The sequence below is a fragment of the Bacillus sp. FJAT-18017 genome (assembly GCF_001278805.1).
Taxonomy (GTDB): Bacteria; Bacillota; Bacilli; order Bacillales; family Cytobacillaceae; genus Bacillus_D.
Window position 1 is genome coordinate 4527568 of sequence record NZ_CP012602.1, and the last position, 18960, is coordinate 4546527.

The window sequence follows — 18960 nt, forward strand, 5'->3', positions numbered from 1 at the left end:
TTTGGGGCAGCTTTTTTTACTTGGAAATCTGTAGTTTTTGGGGAGGCGGGCTCTATGGGAGCCTTAAGATGGTTATGATGACCGGAACAGACGAAAAAATCACTTCCACCCGTCCTTCATCGAGCTTATGAAGACGGGAACAAACTGCACAAAAAGCTCTCTGCAATCATAGTTCCAGTAAAAAAGGTTGTCCCAAGGCTTAATTTGGGACAACCACATGTAATTGTTATGCCTCGATTAGGTTTCTTTTTGTAAGAAGTTCCTTTCCGGATATGCCAGGGTCTGTCATCTCATATGGATGAAGAATAATATCCAGCTCCTCTTCAGTCAGTGCTCCCCTCTCAATACAAAGTTCGCGAACTGATTTACCTGTCTCAATCGCTTCCTTAGCTATAGCAGCTGCAGTTTCGTAGCCAACATGGGGATTTATTGCTGTAATAATTCCGACACTGTTGTTTACATATTCTTCAAGCCGGTCCCGATTGGCTTCAATGCCTTCCAGGCAATACTTGCGGAACACATCAAACACATTCGTCATGACTTTAATCGATTGAAGCAAATTGAAAACGAGAACCGGCTCCATGACGTTTAATTCAAATTGGCCAGCCTCGGCTGCAAGGCAAATTGTATGGTCATTGCCAATAACCTGGAATGCTACCTGATTTAGTACCTCCACCATGACCGGGTTCACTTTTCCTGGCATAATTGAAGACCCCGGCTGACGGGGAGGAAGCTTAATTTCTCCCAAGCCGGCTCTCGGGCCTGATGCCATCATACGCAAGTCATTAGCGACCTTGGACATATTCATCATACAGACCTTTAGGGCTGCGGAAACCTCAAGGTAGCAATCAGTATTTTGGGTTGCATCAACTAGATGGTCCGCCTTTTCTAAAGGAAGTTTGCTATTTTCAGCTAAATAGCACACAACCTTTTCAATATAGACAGGATCCGCATTAAGCCCTGTACCTACGGCTGTTGCGCCCATATTTACTACATAAAGATGCTGCCTGGATGTTTGGATTCTGCCTATATCGCGGCCTAGCACCCGGGCATAAGCCATAAATTCCTGCCCAAGCCTGATTGGAACGGCATCCTGAAGATGGGTCCGTCCCATCTTAATAACATCATCAAACTCATTTGCTTTTGCAAAAAATGCCTGCTGGAGTTCCTCCATTGTGCCAAGCAGCCCTTCCAGGGAATCAAGGACAGCAATATGTATCGCTGTCGGAAAAGCATCGTTCGTGGATTGCGCCATATTTACATGGGTATTTGGACTGATAATGGTGTAACTGCCTTTCAGTTTCCCGACTAACTCAAGGGCCCGATTGGCAATGACTTCGTTTGTATTCATATTGATAGAGGTTCCGGCTCCGCCTTGAATTGGATCAACAATGAATTGATCATGCCAGTTACCATCGATGATTTCATCTGCCGCAGTGATAATAGCATCGGCAATTTCAGCCGACAGCTGTTTTGTTGCCTTATTTGCCATTGCGGCAGACTTTTTCACAACAGCCATCGCCTTTATCAGGCTGGGATCCAGACGATAGCCGGTAATTGGAAAGTTTTCAACCGCGCGCAATGTCTGGACCCCATAATACGCATCTTCTGGGACTTCTTTTTCTCCAAGGAAATCTTTCTCAATTCTATATGTTATATTTGCGCTCATCGTTTCTGCCCCCTTGTTTATCCCTTTTCCCCTAAAAGCGTGATTTGTAAAGGAAAACTATTCTCTTTTCTTGGTGAATCAGCCTTTCAAAAACTACAATAGGCGCGGGATAAAGTCCTTCGACCATTAAAGTTTCACTTACTAGTATACCTTATCAAAGAGGAACCATGTTCTCGCTGTAATCGTTTCGTAAAAACTGTCAATGAAAAATTATAAGGAAGAATAAGTACATTTCTTCGTACTGATTGGGGATGCATTATCCCTTTCCCAAACGATGATCCTCAACACAAAATTGAAAGGACTTATCGCAGAAGGATGCCCGAATCGGCCATTTATTTTAAAAAATGATTAATCGAACCAGTCAGCCACTTGATTCTTTTTTCAAAAATTAGTTTTTCATATTTTATCCATTAGACTAATTCAGACAATTACATATAAAAAGCAAAATCGAATAATGTTTATTTATAGATTACACTATCTACATATTAGTTTATGTGTTGCACAATGGTTAAACAATATCAAGCTTTCATTAAAGGAAGCTAAAGTTTGAAGAATTAGTGAACAAGTTTTATTGCCCTTCCAAGGAGAGGAATAGTCTTAAACGCAATTGGTGAGTTAAGATTAATTTTACCTCTTAAAGGGAACGTTTAAATAGGAAGTTAATGAATAGGAGATACTGGATGAATCATTTCGATTTTGAGCTTGAACCACTACCTGTTGAATTTTTCAACCAGCCAACCCTTGAATTGGCACCTAATTTACTAGGGTGCATACTTGCATATCATTCTCCTGAAGGGCTAGCTGCCGGGTATATTGTCGAAACGGAAGCATACATTGGCCCCGGTGATCAGGCTGCGCATAGCTACATGAATCGGAGGACAAAGCGAACGGAAGTAATGTTTGCCGAATCCGGAAGGGCATACACATATGTAATGCATACACATTGCCTCGTCAATGTTGTGAGCGGGGGTGCGGGTAACCCGGAAGCAGTCTTAATAAGAGCAATCGAACCGTGTTATGGAGAGGACTTAATGCGAAGCAGGCGTTCCGTGGAGGACAGGCGGAATTTGACGAATGGACCTGGAAAGCTCACAAAAGCTATGGGTATTACAATGAAGGATTACGGAAGAAAGCTGACCGAACCTCCACTTTTAATTGCAAGAGGCTATATTCCTGTTTCCATATCACAAGGCAAGAGGGTTGGAATCGAAAATTCAGGAGATGCACGCGATTACCCATGGCGATTCTGGATAACGGATAACCGTTTTGTATCAAGGAAAGGGTAAGCCTTTTTAAAAGGCCCTTATAAACTGATGTTTCCACACTACGTGACTAAGAAGGGAAATTAAAATGAAAAATAGGAATGATTAGTCATACATTCAAAGCTTCCCTTAGAAGTCTGTTTGTAAATGATGTATGATATAAGGCATGTACAAACTTATACCAGGAGGAGAAGTTATGTTTAACGAAGAATATGAACAGCTATTAAAGAAATCTATTGAAGTTGCACCAGACTGGTTAAAGAATGATATCGAAAGTATTGTGAGCAAGGAACCTAGTGCTGGTATTAGCTATGTGATTTCAGAATTGCACCACACCTATACATTCAGTATCAGACATATCATTTCGGCGAGTCATCTATCCAGTGAATGGTCACAAATTTCTAGAGAACGATTGAACATTATTGATAATAACATTGATGTTATTGTGGCTCTTTACAATGAGGCAAAGAAAAATAACAAATGAATTTTTCAACACTAAAAACGCAAGGTTAAAACAACCTTGCGTTTTATTATGTCAATTATATATAACTAATATAAGCTTATAGTTTAGTCCTAATTTTTCTGTGATTTCCGCTACAGGCACTTCGCTTTCCACGGGCGGCCTGGAAGCCTCCTCGTCGCTTCGCTCCTGCGGGGTCTCCCACTGACCTTTTCTCCCGTTGGAGTCTTCGTGCCTTCCGCTCCAATCAATAAGTGACTATGCTTCATAAACTCTTTTGTTTTTTAGTTTAGAGAAATTTTCTGCTATCAACCAAGGTCGGTTGGCATAAATGCACCTGGAAGGATGTCCTCAGAACGAACTCTCAATACATCACCTTTAAGGTTGCTAAGAATAATATCAACATCAGGACCCAGCAGTTCAGCAATGACCTGGCGGCACGCCCCGCACGGAGGTACAGGCCTGTCAGTGTCAGCAACGACAGCCATAGCAGTGAACTCCGTAACACCTTCAGAAATAGCTTTAAAAATTGCTGTGCGCTCGCCGCAGTTGGCCATTGAATAAGCTGCGTTCTCAATGTTGCAGCCCCGGAACACCCGTCCATCCTTGGACAAAAGTGCCGCTCCTACTCCGAATTTTGAATAAGGGATATACGCAAATTCTCTAGCTTTTATGGCCTCTTGAATCAATTCTTTTTCTTCCATGTTCCGGTTCCCCCTACACGTCAGTTTTGGATAATTTTGATAAGCCATTCATACGCAACACCGCCGAAGTATACACCAAACACCCCGACCACTGCTGAAAAGACAGGTGGTGCAGGCAGGGGCAGCTTCAAGAATTTAAAAAGGAGACCTACTGCCATTCCTGCTATCAATGCTAGCAAAACCTCTTTCATATTATTCCCTCAAATCGTTTGTTAGTATGACCCAGATGCTGTTTCTCCTTTTACAATTGCAACACCAGAGCTGGCACCAATCCTTGTCGCGCCTGCTTCGACTACTGCAAGAGCATCTTCACGGCTGCGTACTCCGCCTGAAGCTTTGACACCTATTTCTGGTCCCACGGTTTCACGCATTAAGCGTACATCCTCGACTGTGGCACCACCTGTAGAAAAACCGGTAGAAGTCTTAACGTAATCTGCTCCTGCTTTTACGGACAGTTTGGAAGCCCTCACTTTTTCTTCATCAGAAAGAAGAGACGTTTCGATGATAACCTTAGTTAATGCTTTTCCCTTCGCGGCATCAACAACAGCACGGATATCGCGTTCAACAAGCTCATCGTTTCCATCTTTTAACGCGCCAATGTTAATGACCATATCCACTTCGGTGGCACCATTTTCAATAGCATTCTTTGTTTCAAACGCTTTTGTTTCTGGGGTGCTTGCTCCTAGAGGAAAACCAATGACGGTACATACCTTAACTTCGGGAGTATCCTCCAGCAAGTCTGCTGCCATCTTCACCCATGTTGGATTGACGCAGACTGAGGCGAATTTATACTCACGGGCTTCCTCAGCCAATTTTGTAATTTCCGCTTTTGTAGCATTTGCTTTTAATAATGTATGATCAATCATTGCTGCAATATTTTGAACCACGTTAATTCCTCCTTTTACTTGCACTATTACTATAGCAAAAAACCTGAACAAATGTAACCTCAAGATTGAACAAATGTACGTATTATTTTTGAACTTTTTTATCCAGCAGGAATTGGGCTGTAAACTGGTCTGTAATTAATACATTGGCAAAGCCGCCGTTTAACGCGCCAAAGATGCCTTCCACTTTATTCTGCCCGCCTGCAACGAGGATTGAATATTCCTTCTTTTTTAAATCCACCAGGTTGATGCCAAGTGTTCTTTCGTTCAAGCTTTCATTGACAATATTCCCCTCAATGTCAAAGAATCGGGAACATATATCACCGACCGCCTTCCCGTAAAGGGAATTCAAATCATCCTCTGAAAAATAGCCTAACTGAAATAACAGTGATTCTTCTTTCACTGGTCCAATCGTAAACAGAGCTATATTCGTCTTCCTGCCAAAGTCCAAAATCCTTTTAATATGCCGGTCTGCTTCCATTGCCTGCTTTACGACGGGATGGTCAACAATTGCCGGAAGAGGCAAGTAATGGGGTGCAGTATTAAATGCTTTTCCAAAAAGATATAGTATTTCGGAGGCATACGTGTTGGTTTCAGAGTGGCTGACACCACCCTTCAGCTGGACAACCTTAACATTGTTTAAAGCCTTTTGCCTTAGTTCAACCGCCACATGATAGATGGTTGTTCCCCAAGTCACACCGATAATATCTCCATCTTTTACAATTTCATACAGATAGCCAGCAGCCTTTTCACCCAGGAACGTTTTTATTACCGTTCCCTCATACTGTGGAATAGAAACGACCACGGCCTTTTTCAAACCGAATTTTTCCTCTAGAGCCGCGGCCAGATTTTCAATATTCTCCACGGGATCCTTAATCGTTATCTGGACAATGCCCTCATCTTTTGCCAGCTGAAGGAGCCGTGAAACAGTGGGACGCGATACACCTAGCACCTTAGATATTTCGTTTTGGTTATAATCCAGTAGATAATATAGCTTTGCTGCCTCTATCGCTTTGGTTATCTTATCTTTTTCCACATCCATCACCTGCATCCTCTTTATGGTTATATAGTACCAAAATACTTCCCAATCAACCATGTTTTTTACATTTGTTTAAATGATATTGAACATATTTAAAGATTTAGGATTTACTGAAGGGGTAAAGAGAATATAAAAATTTGTCAAATTCAAAGTCTCCTTTCACCGGCAACTATGACAAAATATAAAGTGAATCTTCCATCTGTGGTGATCTTCCACGGATGGTTAGATGAATCAATCGGACCTTTAGGGGGAGTTGAAATCCCACTTATCTTCTTTAGGTTTTTCAGAAGTCTAATGTGGGAGTTTACTGCCCGTTAAGAGTGGGATAAAGTGAATCTTCCATCCGTGGTGAGTTTCCACGGATGGTTAGTCGCGCAAAGCCCGATTGATTTTTCTAAGGGCTGAAGCCCCAAGAAAAATCTTATTTCACCAATCGGAACTTTAGGGGGAGTTGATCTCCCACTTATCTTCTTTAGGTTTTTCAGAAGCCTAAAGTGGGAGGCTTACTGCCCGTTAAGAGTGGGATAAAGCCAAAAAGGCTAGATTAGAGGAGGTTTGACTATGGAGCGGCTGGGGAGATTGACGGGCAAGTATAAACTTGCAATTCTAACCGTTTGGATTATTGCTATTATCATATTTGCCATATTTGCAATTAAGCTGCCTACAGTACTAAGCGGCAACGGTTTTGAATTTGATGGGGAATATAATGAAACGAGAGCTATACTTGAACAGGATTTTGCCCATCCCGAGTCCACAATCCTGCTCCTTTTTGAAAAAGAGCCAGGGGTGGAACAGACTGAATGGAAAAATTACATAAATGATACATTTTCCCGTCTCGAAAACTATGGCGCTGCCTCATCCTTGACTTCACCTTTTGAAGGACAAGGAATGATAAAGGACAATTATGCTTATGGAGTGATTTCCTTTGATGCCGATGCAGGCAGCCTTTCAGATGAAATAAATGAACTGGAAACAAGACTCAAGGACCATGATGGCATGACCGTTAAGCTAACTGGAGAACCGGTCATTGTTAAAGATTTGAATGAAGCCAGCCAGAAAGACCTTGCCAAAGCAGAAATGATCGGGCTCCCAATCGCCCTGATTGTACTAATCCTCGCATTTGGCAGCCTGGTCGCTGCTTCAATCCCCCTAATCATCGGAATTGTTTCAATCTTAACAGCAATGGGGATAATGTATTTTTTCAGCTATACTGCAGATTTGTCCATTTTTATTTTAAATATAGTCCCTATGATAGGCCTTGCATTAAGTATTGATTTTGCCTTGCTAATGATAAATCGTTACAAAGAAGAGTTAAAAAAACATTCAGTCGAGGATAGTATTGCAATAACGGTGGCAACCGCAGGAAGGTCAATTATATTTTCTGCTTTATGTGTATTCATTGGCCTCTCCGGCCTATTATTCATTCAGATCGATATTTTTCAAAACGTTGCTCTTGGTGGTATGGCCGTGGTGTTCGTCTCTGCTTTATGTGCGATTACATTCTTGCCTGCCTTCCTTTCATTATTGGGAGAGAGAATCAATCGGTTTACAATCCTTAAGCCGGGTAGGAATCAAGGAGGCGGCTGGTATAAATTTGCGCGGTTTGTAATGAAACACCCTGTCATAATGATGCTCGCGGCGTTTACAATCTTATTGCTGTTCCTTTTCCCGGCTCGCGAAATGAAACTCGTTATACCTGGGACAGATTCACTTCCAGCTAACTATGGGTCAAGGGTTGCTTATGAGACCTTCAGGAAACAGTTCCAACCCGAAGGTAGGCGCGATTATCAAAAAGTTACCATTGTTCTTGAATCAGATGGAAATATGAATGAAACAGATAATCTTAATAAAGCGTTGTCTATCATTTCAGAGCTGGAGAATGACTCCCTCGTTGACTCAGTTGAATCATTCTTTAGTGCTGCGGGCTTCTCAAGTGCAAAAGAGTATAATCAGTTCCAGTTTTCCTCTTCAGGGACTGGTGAACAGAAACACCAGTTGCAGGCACTGGAGGATTACTATATTAGTGGCGATAAAATGATGATTGATGTTTTCCTTAAGGCTGACGAGCATTCAGGGAAGGCGCGGGAGTGGGTTAGTGAATGGGCAGAAAAAGACTTTGAGTTGGAAACCAGCTTTGGCGGCCATATCAAATTCGAGCAAGAAATTTTTGATGAAATATACGAAAAGGCACCGTATGGTCTTTTGCTAATTTTCATTTCAACTTTTATTATTCTCATGTTTGCCTTCCGTTCCCTTCTAATTCCGATAAAGGCTATCCTGATGAATATATTGAGCCTAAGCTCGACATTTGGGATTGTCGTTTATATTTTCCAGCAGGGCCATTTTGGAATGGAACCTGTTGACATCGCATTAATTTTGCCGGTGTTCGTCTTTTCCCTCGTATTCGGTCTGTCGATGGACTATGAAGTATTTTTGATATCAAGAATCCAGGAATACTATCTTGAGACAAAAGATAACAGTAAGGCAACAATATTGGGATTAACGACAACGAGCAAAATCATAACATCAGCCGCCGCGATTATGATCGTGGTAACAGGGGCCTTTGCTTTCACTGGGGTCATGCCGGTCAAACAACTTGGCGTCGGGATTGCAATTGCCATCTTCATTGATGCAACCATAATCCGGATGGTGCTGGTACCATCACTGATGAAGCTGCTCGGTGACTGGAACTGGTGGTTTTTTGGAAAAGGAAAGACGACAGTACAAAACGAATCTTAATGGGAAAGACGAAAATGCCAGCCCTAAGTATAAAGGGCTGGCATGTTTGATCTTCAACCTGCTGGATAGGTGTCAATCTTGGGATAAAACAAAGGCTCAAATGTTTTTCGCGTACTCTGGTGAAGGTACTTTGCTGAGAATGACATAAAGGCTGACCGGCTCATTACCATTGTTATTGAATGCCATCATTTCATCGCCGCCGCAATGAATCACGTCGTTAGCCGATACTTCCTGCTCAACTCCATCAATGATGAATGTTCCGTTTCCAGAAACCACAAACAGAAATACTTCCGTTCCTGGATGCTTATGGGGAGGAAGCTGCTGGCCGGGATTGAAGTTCAGGACAAACGCAGTGCTTTCCCCTTTTTTAAAAATGATTCTTTTCGTAAACTTCTCTTCGCTGTATTCAATGTAAGATGACAGTGATTGTTTTTCCATTATAACGCCTCCGTTTTCAAGAATTTTTTCTTACTCTCATACTAATTCATTACCGCGGAAAAATTAGTGAGGTAAATCACGGTTGTACTGTGCTTCTTTTTCCTTCTTATAAAAAAATAATGCCAGAGCAGTTGATTGCCCTGGCTGAATGGAACTATATGTTCATATATTTTTCTTGCGCAATAAGGGCTCCTTTGTCCAGCGCACACTTATTTACTGGGATAAGTGAGTGTTTTTCTTCAGATAGTACCTTTTTTAAAGAAGCAATCACCGCTTCTTCCGGGACAATCCCAGTCCATTCAACAAAAGCCCCCACCAAAACCATGTTGGCAACCTTTGCATTGCCAAGTTCATTGGCAATGGCGGTCGCATCGATTTCAATATTGGTGAGATCGTTTCTGGTTGATTTTAGTCCAACTAATGAACTATTAACAATCAGCAAACCGCCTGGCCTTACTTTGGGCTCAAACTTTTTGAAGGATGGAATATTCAGTACAATAGCCGCTGACGGAGCACTGACAAGTGGAGATCCTACAGGCTCATCACTCACAACAACGGCGCAGTTTGCCGTGCCGCCTCTTTGCTCTGGTCCATAGGAAGGCAGCCAGGAAACATTCTTGCCTTCATGCATTCCGGCATAGGCAATTAATTGGCCCATGGACATGACACCCTGCCCACCGAAACCAGCAATGATAATTTCCTCAAGCATCAGATTTTCACCCCTTCAGCCTGCTTGTAAATACCAAGAGGATACACTGGAACCATCTTTCACAGCAATTCTTAGCTCATATAAGTCAATATTACCTTTTGGGGAATGTCGTAACTTGATTCAGCTTTTTTCAACTGTCCGCATGACGGCATTTCAAATGAAAAGTCCTCAACCTCAGAAGGAATGACCCCAACGTCCTTCAGGTGGTCAAACACCCTTTGCATTGCATCCTCCGTTGAGATCTCTTCGTTTGTATCTTCTGATTCAAAACACTCGACACATGTTTCTACTATATTCTCATTAATTTGTTCCTGGGCAAATACCAATCTTCCACGTGCCATATCTTCAACTTCACGGTTTTCCAATTCAATGATTGTGGTGATGTTCATCCATTCCACCTCCGTATTTGATATGTCCATTATAAAAAACTTCCACGATGTTGGACCTATAAAACGCAGGTTTTCGTATTTTCTTCATATGTTTTTGGCAAATTTATGTCATTTTCAAATTTATGAAAAAAAAGATGGGGTTCAGTTACTAATTCCACTATTATTAGAGTATTAAAGGTGAAAACTAATTCAGGTTTGGAAACGGAGGCAGAGAGTCGTGGCAATCCTTGAAGACTTGCTTCTTAATATATTTTTCATCACTTTTTTACCATTATTGTTTGTAAGTACGCTTGGGGAAAAATTGACTAGGTTAACCCCCCGGAACAGGACCATCATTGGAAACCTTGTTGTTGCATTTTCTGCGATTCTTTGTATGATGTTCCCTGTGCATTTAGTTAGCGGTTTTATTTTTGACCTTAGACAAATTCCAATCATTCTAGGTTGTCTTTATCTGGGGTATAAAAATAGCATAATCCTTATTATACTTCCACTGCTCTTTCGTTTTACTCTAGGCGGCGAAGGCTTCCAATCATATCTGCTAGTCTCACTGTCCATTTACCTTGTCGTCCCCTGGTTCCATCATTTGTTTTTTAAGTTAGGCCTAACCATGAAAGTGATTACTATTACGGGGCTATCAGTATTCTTTTCGGCCATGGCCTTAGCGCTTGCGAAAAGTATAGCAACGGTCCCTCTCATTTATGGGGATTTTGTATATACGTTTATGGGAATACAGCTTTCCGGCATGCTGCTCGTTTCATTAATCTTTGAATATATAATAAAAAACATGCAATTAAGGGAGGAATTGATTAAAGCAGCTAAACTTCAAACAATGGCTGAAATGTCTGCCAGCGTGTCACATGAAATCCGGAATCCACTTGCTGTTTCGAGAGGTTTTTTACAATTACTTCAGGAATCCGGTTTTGATTCGGAAGACCGTGAAAGGTATATAAAAATTGCCATTAAAGAAATTGACCGTGCTACGGAAATCATAGACGATTATTTAGTGCTGGCAAATCCATACCCCGAACAAAAAGAGAGTGTTAATTTAACAGAGGAGCTTCACTGGCTCGAAGAAATACTTCAGCCATATTCTAATATGCACAGTGTATTAATACGTACCGAGGCACACGATTCAATCCTGCTGGATTGTGAGCGGAGAAAAATCCGCCAGGTTTTTGTGAATCTAGGAAAGAATGCTATCGAATCAATGCCAGATGGGGGTACAGTTTTTATAGGTCTAACGAGGAAGGGCAATACCATTGAAATAACTTTTCAAGATAATGGCTGTGGAATGGATCAAAACCAGTTAGCCAGACTGGGGGAACCATACTTTACTACTAAAACAGAGGGTACTGGCCTCGGCATGATGGTTGTCTGGCGGATTGTCCAGTCCATGGGAGGAAAAGTCCAGGCAACAAGTCAACTTGGCAAGGGCACTGATATTACAGTTATCTTGCCGTCTCAAAGTGTTGTTTAAGTATTTCATTTTTTCGGCATCCTTTTGGATGCCTTTTTTGGGATATCCACAGATTAGCCATATGTCTCGTACGATATGGTGAATTATTTTAAAACCTCTTTCATGATAAGTATGTGGGGTACAATTTTTTGGTAAATATTCCTTTACTTGCAGGGGGATGGGAAAGTGGGAAAAACTCCAATGGTACTAAATATCAAGACGGCTATACGCTCGCTGCCCTGCCTCGCTTTTAGTTTCGATATTTGGAATAATTCCTTATCGTATGTAGCAACCTTCGTTCATACTCAAAAACCATAAATTGCTATACTCATATTTTATAATGGGACAATAAACAAAAACTGCAGATTCTTTACAAATTAATGAAAAGAGACAATATCTTTTGCCCTTCCCGCACCTGCACTCCTGCAATTTTTTACTTTTATAGTTCTATCAATATTAAAAGCCAGGGCTTGTCCGGCCCTGGCTAACTAATCTCCTGTTCTTAACCCTAGTTTCCATTCTCCAGTGTAACTTTAACTTCCTGCTTGTCTCCGCCCCTGTAAAATGTAATATCAATCGTATCACCCGATTTTGCGTCTTTATAAAGAAAACTTCGTAAATCCGGAACAGTTTTTATCTTTTTTCCTTCAATTTCAACGATAACGTCCAGTTTTTGAAGACCTGCTTCAGCCGCTGGGGATCCTGGACTTACTTCCATGATGATAACTCCCTCTGTGACATTGCCCGGAAGCTTAAGGGTTTCTTCCCAATATTGTGATGGTATATCTTGAAGTGAGACTGGTCCAACACCTAGATACGGCCTTCTGACTTCACCGTGTTGTTCCAAATCCTCCAATACCGGTAATGCAACATGGATAGGGATGGCAAAACCAATTCCCTCTACAGCATCCTGAGCAATTTTTGAAGAATTGATTCCGATTAGCTCACCATTAATATCAATTAACGCCCCGCCGCTATTTCCCGGATTAATGGAAGCGTCAGTTTGAATAACCTCAGTCTGCCAATCAACCGCTCCATTTTGATCGATATCGACAGGCATTGTTCGCTCAGATGCACTGATAACCCCTTTTGTTACAGTACCTTCAAGGAAGCCCAGAGGATTTCCAATCGCAATTGCCGAAGCACCTGGCAGAAGGTTTTCTGAATCGCCCAATTCTATCACATCTTCAATTTCACTCGCATCGACAGAAAGGACGGCCAGATCTGTTAGAGGGTCAGACCCCAGCAATTCGGCAGGTAATTTATTGCCGTTGTTTAAGGTGATTTCAAGCTGGGATGCTCCTTCAATAACATGATGATTGGTTACAACCAAGGCTTTGGAACCATCCTTCTTATAAATGACCCCAGAACCAGAACCTGCTTTGGCCACTGTATTTCCTTCCCATATGTTGCCTCCTTGGAAATTCGCTACACTGACGACTGAATCCTTTGCCTTCTTTACAGCTGCTGTTACCTCTGATTCACGATTATCATCATCTGCCTTTGCAGATTCCGCAAGTTGTAAAGGCGGTGCGGCCTTGTCCGCTTCTGTTCCAAAAAACTTCCCATTTAATGATAATATTAGCAAAATGCCGAGAGCCATCCCTATTAACCCCGGCCATAGCCAGCTCTTTTTTTTGTCGTTCCTTTCTCTATCCTTCATTTCCTCGACTCCTTCCGTAATTTTGCTTTAATAGACGATTAGTTGCAGCAGGCAGTACTCAACTTTTAAAAAGTGGTATACTACCTGCTGCAAAAAGGAACAGTCTATTGAAGCGGCCAATTCGTTACATTATCTCTTCCCTATTAATCGTTGGACCAAAACTAATATATTCTTCCATAGTAAAATAGCCGATTGTATTTTCAAAAATAGTAAATTATAATTTTTATATAATATTTTAAAAATTTGAATATTTCAGGAGATGTGTATTTTGGAAGGTCAGACTATACTGGCAATCGGGATTTTTCTGATTGCATACGCGTTTATCGTGACGGAGAAGATTCATAGAACAATCGTTGCGATGGCGGGTGGGATTCTTATGATTCTCCTGGGCATACTTGACCAGGAAACAGCCCTGCATCATATTGATTTCAATACCCTCGGACTTTTAACAGGAATGATGCTTATTGTTGCGATCACTGCCGAGACCGGGCTGTTCCGCTACCTCGCCATTTGGTCAGCAAAGAAAGTAAAAGGAGATCCTCTAAAATTATTAGTTGTATTGGGATTCATCACTGCTGGTGCATCTGCCTTTCTTGACAATGTCACGACTGTCCTCTTAATTGTTCCAGTCACTTTCAGCATCACTAGGCAATTGAAGGTTAATCCTATGCCATACCTTATTACCCAAATTGTTGCCTCAAATATTGGCGGGACCGCAACCTTAATCGGTGACCCGCCAAATATCATGCTTGGCAGCGCGGTCGAGGAACTTACCTTTTCAGCATTCATATTTAACTTGGCTCCAATAGCTATTATTGTTCTTATCGTGAATATTGCCATACTCGCATTTCTTTACCGAAATTCACTAACCACAACGGATGAACTAAAGTCTGGAATTATGAATTTAAACGAGAAGGCCGAAATAACCGATAGCCGTTTGTTAAAAAAATCGCTGGTTGTTCTTGCCTTGACTATCGTCGGTTTCTTCCTCCATCAGGTCATTCATGTGGAGAATGCAACCATTGCTCTGGCGGGTGCTTTCCTGCTGCTACTTTTGACGGGAGAAGAATATCTTGAAGATTCCATGAAAAAAGTAGAATGGCTGACACTTTTCTTCTTTATCGGTCTATTCGTCCTTGTTGGCGGCCTAATGGAAACAGGTGTCATTTCTCTTATAGCTGAAAGGCTGGTCAACTGGACTGGCGGTGATGTAACAGTCGCTTCTCTTTTAATACTCTGGGTTAGTGCGATCGCCTCTGCCTTCATTGATAACATTCCGTTCGTTGCGACGATGATCCCAATGATAAAGGATATGGGCTCAATGGGAATATCCAATCTTGAACCGCTTTGGTGGAGCCTTGCTTTAGGCGCCTGCCTAGGTGGCAATGGAACGTTGATTGGCGCTAGTGCGAATGTCATTGTGGCGGGAATGGCCGCAAAAGAAAAGCATCCTATTTCTTTTGTTAAGTTCATGATTGTTGCTTTTCCGCTAATGATTCTTTCAATTGTGATTTGTACGATTTATGTTTATCTCAGGTATCTGGTTTAGAGGGGGAAAATACGTGAAGGTACAATATGAATTCGAAAAAGATCTGTTACTAATAAATGAGGAACAGGATGGGGAGGATGTTGTTTTTACAATTGAAACTTGGGATTCAGCCGTTTTAGGAAAAATTGATCAGGTACGTGATTTCTTTTATCACAACGATGACCTATTGGATGCCTTTTTTCATACAAGCCTGGATGGGAAAATCATGGTTGCTCTTAAGCAGGAGTATTATATAGATTTCTTATTTCAAATGTTTAAACACAAGCTTATTAATTCAATTAGGTGGCAATAATATCACCGGGCAGCAGTAGTCTATGCTGCCCGGTTATTGACTTTCCTCCCTTTTCAAAACAAGCTTGTATTCATACTCCAATGTTTTTAAAGGTGCGTCGTATAAGTGCTGGTGATCCGATGTTTTATAGACATTCCTGAGAATGAGTGCCTCAATCAATTCCTCCTTTCGCTCCTCCACAAGTTTGGACAACTTTACCATCTGACTCTCCTCCACTTCTTAAAGTATTACAAAATATATATTTAAATAGCCCTCATCCTAAAGGAAGAGGGCAACAGTTTTAAAGTATGCTTATCTTCCAGGAAATATGTCCTGCTGGACTTGGCACAGTACCCTTTCCAGGCCTGTTGCCGAGGCTTCACAGGGCCATTCCCTCCACCTCTCTTGATAAAATTTATTTAATTTTTGGCTTTGTTAGTTGATAATGTTGATTTTATAGCAGTGTTGATTGGAGCGAAAGGCGCGAAGACTCCACGGAAAGCGAAGCCCATGGAGCGAAATTCACATACCTTTTCAACAAAGCTAAATAAAAATAAAAACCCTTTCTGAAATAGAAGAGGGTTTGTTTAATCTCTTCTTATCTCTCAGGCTTCGCCTGCTGGATTTAGCACAGTACCTTTTTAGGCCTGTTGCCGAGGTTTCTTAGGGCCATTCCCTCCACCTCTCTTGATAAGAACGCTATGTAATTATTAAATTCCAATTTACCGTGAAACGGAAAATAAGTCAACACTAGGATTGACATTTCCGAAAATCAATCTATACTATTCCTATAGGAATTAAACAAAATAACATTATCAAGAGTGAACGAGAGATCTGGCTCAATGACTTCACAGCAACCTGCTCAGCAAGGTGCTCCTACCAGCAAGGCTGCTGCCTTGACTGATGAAAACAGTCATTACCTCTTTCTGCAGCCAGGCAAAAAGAGGCTTTTATTTTTTTAGCACAATTGTTTAAGTTGGATAGATGAATACCTTGCTGGAGGGACATGCAATGGACTATAAAGTAATCGAAGGTGCCGAGGCTTTTTATATGGAGAGTGGTGAAATTGGAATAGTCCTTTGCCATGGCTTCAATGGTACTCCTCAAAGCGTACGGGAAGTCGGAGAGATGTTGCGGCAAAAAGGATTTACAGTATATGCCCCGCGGCTCAATGGGCACGGGACTCATTACCTGGATATGGAGCAGTACGATTACAAAGACTGGCTAACTTCTGTTAAAGAGGCTATATCCTTTTTACAAAAAAACTGTACCCAAGTTTACGTGGCCGGCCAATCCATGGGCGGATCCATTGCATTGCATTGCGCCGCCTCCTTACCCGCAATAGACGGCATCATCACGATTAATGCGGCACTTGACATTCCTTGTTATGAAGCAGAAGGGAACAGCAAACAGCGGTTTATTCCTGAAGGGAAACCCGATATAAAAGCGCAGGATGTTTATGAAATTGCTTATGATCGAGTCCCACGTTCCGCTATTAAAAACCTGCTTGCCCTTTCAAAGGAAACCAAATCAAAACTCGGCATGGTAACATGCCCCGCGCTAATCATTAAATCGAAAATTGACAATGTCGTCCCTCCTCGCAGTTCTGATATTGCTTTTACCAGGATTGCCTCAAAGCCCAAAAAGCTGATAACACTCAAAAATTCCTATCATGTCGCTACGATGGACAATGACAAGGGGGTTATCGCTAATGAAATTGCCAAGTTTATTACGGCAAACAGCAGAGGAAGGGCTATGAACAACCAGAATCCAGGCAAAGAGCATGTCAGGTGAAGAAGAAAGAACTAGCAATACTCCGCCTCGTCCTAAATGCTCAAGCTAAAATAACGGGATGGTATTTAATACAGTTATAACAAATACAAAGACGCCAGGTTTCCCTGGCGCCTAAGTTTAATGGTGATGGTGATGGCCGTGGCCTTCTTTGCTTGGGTTGGTAATAACAAATTCCTCTTTCGGTACGTAGAAGTACTGGATCCAAACACCATCTAGGAATTTTTCACGCTTATCAACGATGATATCGATATCTTTATCGGTTTTCACTACTTCATCATGCTCGGTAGGTGAATCAATGACCAGATCATAGTGAGCATGGTCGCCATGCATATGAGTAATAATAACGCGGAACATTTTTCCTTCTTCCGCCTGATCTTTCAGCATTTGTTTAAGAACCTTCGCGGCATTTCGGTTAATTTTAACTTTCATTCCTATTTCTCCTTCCGGGGTCTCTTCACCCCATTATCTCATTTCTTTTTGAAAAAGAAAATTGGCGTGCTTTCATGCTTTTCTATCTAAAGACTCGGACACAAATAAAGATGAGTTGAAATGACAGTTCAAGGCTTGCTTCGATGCCCACAGATTACCGAGAAGCCTCGGCACCATTTGTTTGGATGGAACGATTCGATAATTGGTGAAATAAACAAAGTAAAGAAGATAGAGGAAGGCATTCGAGTTTAAGTGTACATCTTTAAAGTACTCCTCATTTTCAGTTACCGTCGCAAACGAATAGGTTTCCGCCCCGGCAACGTACCTTGTCTCCAATCCTTTAAACAAATTCTTGATGAAATGGATGTTTGTAACGACTGTCGGGTCATCCTCACCATCAACATTAGCCAATCTTGCCTGAATATGGGCTCCGACATCTGAAATCCTGCTGGTGAACGCACCAACATGCGCAAATGCTTTATCAAACCCGCTATTGGCAGCTTTAAGCCCCTCTTCCCTGAGCAATTCGACAAGCGGCAGTTTAACATCCTTTTCCACATAGGATGGGGTTGCCGATTGCCTTGCCCACTTCAGGCCAGTAAGCTTGCTTGACGTAAAATAGCTCATAAAATACCATTGACCATGATCGTCCCTTGCCAAAAATACCTCTGGCCCCTCTTTTATCCTTTCAAACAAAGTGAACCTTTCTGGCTGATCAAACATGAAGGATTCCGCATCCTTCTCTTTGAAATTTTTGATATAGTTTTCGAATGGCTTTTGAATAGGAACCGCTATATGGATAAATATTTCAGTCAAAGATCATACACTCCTAACATCGGAATCTTCTTATCCATTCCCAAATAGGGTTGTTTCCAACACATAATCCTTTATTTAGAAAAAACGTAACTACTTAGGTACGAAAAAAGGCTTATAACCTAAACATGGTTTAAGCCTTTAAAAAAGAGGTTGATCTCCGCTCCAGGATGCTCGCTTTCCGTGGGGCGGGCGGTGAGCCTCCTCGGCGTGAACGCCTGTGGGGTCTCACCTGTCCCGCTGCTCCCACAGGAGTCTCGCACCTTCCGCTCCGATCAACGGTGTTGAATCATTAGAAACTATAAATTTTGATGAGCTATAAAGAAAACACTTGCCTTGATTCACTAAAATAATGGATTCAAGCAGATTTTTTCCCTTGTTTTCTCATCGTGGAAATAAATCCACGGATCCTGGCAAATCGAATGGCACCCTGCCGTCCGGAACAGGCCTGAAACCTTCATCTTAACCCGAATCATTGGATATCCTGTTTCGTCTGATTGTTGTCAAACGGGATGTGCTCATCCCTGAGAAACTGGAGGATATTGGCTTTGTAAAGGCAGAACCTATTTGCCAGTTTGTCGCTTTTGGTTTTTATTTTCCCTATATAAGATGACCTAAAGAACCTTAATTTAATTGGAGCGGAAGGCACGAAGACTCCTGCGGGATAAAAGGTCAGTGGGAGACCCCGCAGG

The 18960-nt window shown here is 41.8% G+C and carries 19 protein-coding genes and 3 riboswitches; of the genes, 7 read left to right on the top strand and 12 right to left on the bottom strand.

From position 1 onward, the window contains the following. Positions 1-226 precede the first annotated feature (226 nt). Positions 227-1669: an aspartate ammonia-lyase gene (aspA, locus tag AM500_RS21150; protein WP_053601004.1), complete on the bottom strand. Its 1443-nt coding sequence runs from the start codon at positions 1667-1669 to the stop codon at positions 227-229. Positions 1670-2349: 680 nt separating this feature from the next. On the opposite strand from aspA, the gene AM500_RS21155 reads away from it, so the two are divergent. Beyond that, positions 2350-2955 (top strand): DNA-3-methyladenine glycosylase, encoded by a 606-nt coding sequence (locus AM500_RS21155; RefSeq protein WP_053601005.1) that lies wholly within the window; start codon positions 2350-2352, stop codon positions 2953-2955. Positions 2956-3127: 172 nt separating this feature from the next. Then, entirely contained in the window at positions 3128-3415 is a 288-nt protein-coding gene (locus AM500_RS21160; protein ID WP_053601006.1) for a hypothetical protein, read from the top strand. Positions 3416-3699: 284 nt separating this feature from the next. Here the strand turns inward: AM500_RS21160 and AM500_RS21165 are convergent, their stop codons facing one another. From AM500_RS21165 to AM500_RS21180, 4 genes are all read right to left on the bottom strand, one after another. Further along, on the bottom strand, positions 3700-4095 hold the full coding sequence (locus AM500_RS21165; RefSeq protein WP_053601007.1) for a cytidine deaminase: 396 nt from the start codon (positions 4093-4095) through the stop codon (positions 3700-3702). Between the two features lie 20 nt (positions 4096-4115). Further along, the gene (locus AM500_RS21170; RefSeq protein WP_053601008.1) at positions 4116-4286 is read right to left on the bottom strand and encodes a XapX domain-containing protein; all 171 of its coding nucleotides are present in this window, start codon (positions 4284-4286) and stop codon (positions 4116-4118) included. A 21-nt stretch (positions 4287-4307) separates the two neighbouring features. Next, positions 4308-4982, bottom strand: a complete 675-nt coding sequence (deoC, locus tag AM500_RS21175) for a deoxyribose-phosphate aldolase (RefSeq protein WP_082347326.1) — start codon at positions 4980-4982, stop codon at positions 4308-4310. Between the two features lie 82 nt (positions 4983-5064). Then, on the bottom strand, positions 5065-6015 hold the full coding sequence (locus tag AM500_RS21180) for a DNA-binding transcriptional repressor DeoR (RefSeq protein ID WP_269432616.1): 951 nt from the start codon (positions 6013-6015) through the stop codon (positions 5065-5067). Between the two features lie 564 nt (positions 6016-6579). On the opposite strand from AM500_RS21180, the gene AM500_RS21185 reads away from it, so the two are divergent. Further along, complete coding sequence (locus AM500_RS21185; protein WP_053601010.1) at positions 6580-8757, top strand: MMPL family transporter; 2178 nt, start codon at positions 6580-6582, stop codon at positions 8755-8757. 96 nt (positions 8758-8853) lie between these two features. On the opposite strand, the gene AM500_RS21190 is transcribed toward AM500_RS21185, so the two are convergent. The 3 genes from AM500_RS21190 to AM500_RS21200 form a co-directional block, all read right to left on the bottom strand. Next, complete coding sequence (locus AM500_RS21190; RefSeq protein WP_053601011.1) at positions 8854-9195, bottom strand: cupin domain-containing protein; 342 nt, start codon at positions 9193-9195, stop codon at positions 8854-8856. A 154-nt stretch (positions 9196-9349) separates the two neighbouring features. Beyond that, positions 9350-9904 carry a 2-oxoacid:ferredoxin oxidoreductase subunit gamma family protein gene (locus AM500_RS21195; RefSeq protein ID WP_053601012.1) on the bottom strand — a complete coding sequence of 185 codons (555 nt, stop codon included), beginning with the start codon at positions 9902-9904 and terminating at the stop codon, positions 9350-9352. 71 nt (positions 9905-9975) lie between these two features. After that, positions 9976-10293 carry a hypothetical protein gene (locus tag AM500_RS21200; RefSeq protein ID WP_053601013.1) on the bottom strand — a complete coding sequence of 106 codons (318 nt, stop codon included), beginning with the start codon at positions 10291-10293 and terminating at the stop codon, positions 9976-9978. Between the two features lie 217 nt (positions 10294-10510). Here AM500_RS21200 and AM500_RS21205 point away from each other — a divergent pair, with 217 nt between their 5' ends. Further along, entirely contained in the window at positions 10511-11770 is a 1260-nt protein-coding gene (locus AM500_RS21205) for an ATP-binding protein (RefSeq protein ID WP_053601014.1), read from the top strand. A 487-nt stretch (positions 11771-12257) separates the two neighbouring features. On the opposite strand, the gene AM500_RS21210 is transcribed toward AM500_RS21205, so the two are convergent. Next, on the bottom strand, positions 12258-13412 hold the full coding sequence (locus tag AM500_RS21210) for a S1C family serine protease (RefSeq protein ID WP_053601015.1): 1155 nt from the start codon (positions 13410-13412) through the stop codon (positions 12258-12260). Between the two features lie 268 nt (positions 13413-13680). Between AM500_RS21210 and AM500_RS21215 the strand changes: the two genes are divergently transcribed. Next, positions 13681-14961, top strand: a complete 1281-nt coding sequence (locus AM500_RS21215) for an ArsB/NhaD family transporter (RefSeq protein ID WP_197282633.1) — start codon at positions 13681-13683, stop codon at positions 14959-14961. Positions 14962-14974: 13 nt separating this feature from the next. Further along, on the top strand, positions 14975-15253 hold the full coding sequence (locus AM500_RS21220; RefSeq protein ID WP_043931446.1) for a hypothetical protein: 279 nt from the start codon (positions 14975-14977) through the stop codon (positions 15251-15253). A gap of 33 nt (positions 15254-15286) precedes the next feature. Here the strand turns inward: AM500_RS21220 and fbpA are convergent, their stop codons facing one another. Then, positions 15287-15454, bottom strand: a complete 168-nt coding sequence (fbpA, locus tag AM500_RS25215; protein ID WP_082347327.1) for a Fur-regulated basic protein FbpA — start codon at positions 15452-15454, stop codon at positions 15287-15289. 87 nt (positions 15455-15541) lie between these two features. Then, positions 15542-15647, bottom strand: a riboswitch (SAM riboswitch). A gap of 180 nt (positions 15648-15827) precedes the next feature. Beyond that, positions 15828-15929: riboswitch (SAM riboswitch) on the bottom strand. A gap of 112 nt (positions 15930-16041) precedes the next feature. Then, positions 16042-16142, top strand: a riboswitch (SAM riboswitch). 101 nt (positions 16143-16243) lie between these two features. On the opposite strand from fbpA, the gene AM500_RS21225 reads away from it, so the two are divergent. After that, positions 16244-17026 carry an alpha/beta hydrolase gene (locus tag AM500_RS21225; RefSeq protein ID WP_082347328.1) on the top strand — a complete coding sequence of 261 codons (783 nt, stop codon included), beginning with the start codon at positions 16244-16246 and terminating at the stop codon, positions 17024-17026. 117 nt (positions 17027-17143) lie between these two features. Here the strand turns inward: AM500_RS21225 and AM500_RS21230 are convergent, their stop codons facing one another. Continuing rightward, positions 17144-17455 carry a heme biosynthesis protein HemY gene (locus tag AM500_RS21230; protein ID WP_053601017.1) on the bottom strand — a complete coding sequence of 104 codons (312 nt, stop codon included), beginning with the start codon at positions 17453-17455 and terminating at the stop codon, positions 17144-17146. A gap of 72 nt (positions 17456-17527) precedes the next feature. Then, positions 17528-18271: a hypothetical protein gene (locus tag AM500_RS21235; protein ID WP_053601018.1), complete on the bottom strand. Its 744-nt coding sequence runs from the start codon at positions 18269-18271 to the stop codon at positions 17528-17530. Positions 18272-18960: the final 689 nt, after the last annotated feature.

Bases quoted from the DNA above. Each gene is read 5' to 3' on its own strand.
- aspA (WP_053601004.1), bottom strand. From the start codon at position 1,669: ATGAGCGCAAATATAACATATAGAATTGAGAAAGATTTCCTTGGAGAA.
- AM500_RS21155 (WP_053601005.1), top strand. From the start codon at position 2,350: ATGAATCATTTCGATTTTGAGCTTGAACCACTACCTGTTGAATTTTTC.
- AM500_RS21160 (WP_053601006.1), top strand. From the start codon at position 3,128: ATGTTTAACGAAGAATATGAACAGCTATTAAAGAAATCTATTGAAGTT.
- AM500_RS21165 (WP_053601007.1), bottom strand. From the start codon at position 4,095: ATGGAAGAAAAAGAATTGATTCAAGAGGCCATAAAAGCTAGAGAATTT.
- AM500_RS21170 (WP_053601008.1), bottom strand. From the start codon at position 4,286: ATGAAAGAGGTTTTGCTAGCATTGATAGCAGGAATGGCAGTAGGTCTC.
- AM500_RS21185 (WP_053601010.1), top strand. From the start codon at position 6,580: ATGGAGCGGCTGGGGAGATTGACGGGCAAGTATAAACTTGCAATTCTA.
- AM500_RS21190 (WP_053601011.1), bottom strand. From the start codon at position 9,195: ATGGAAAAACAATCACTGTCATCTTACATTGAATACAGCGAAGAGAAG.
- AM500_RS21195 (WP_053601012.1), bottom strand. From the start codon at position 9,904: ATGCTTGAGGAAATTATCATTGCTGGTTTCGGTGGGCAGGGTGTCATG.
- AM500_RS21200 (WP_053601013.1), bottom strand. From the start codon at position 10,293: ATGAACATCACCACAATCATTGAATTGGAAAACCGTGAAGTTGAAGAT.
- AM500_RS21210 (WP_053601015.1), bottom strand. From the start codon at position 13,412: ATGAAGGATAGAGAAAGGAACGACAAAAAAAAGAGCTGGCTATGGCCG.
- fbpA (WP_082347327.1), bottom strand. From the start codon at position 15,454: ATGGTAAAGTTGTCCAAACTTGTGGAGGAGCGAAAGGAGGAATTGATT.
- AM500_RS21225 (WP_082347328.1), top strand. From the start codon at position 16,244: ATGGACTATAAAGTAATCGAAGGTGCCGAGGCTTTTTATATGGAGAGT.
- AM500_RS21230 (WP_053601017.1), bottom strand. From the start codon at position 17,455: ATGAAAGTTAAAATTAACCGAAATGCCGCGAAGGTTCTTAAACAAATG.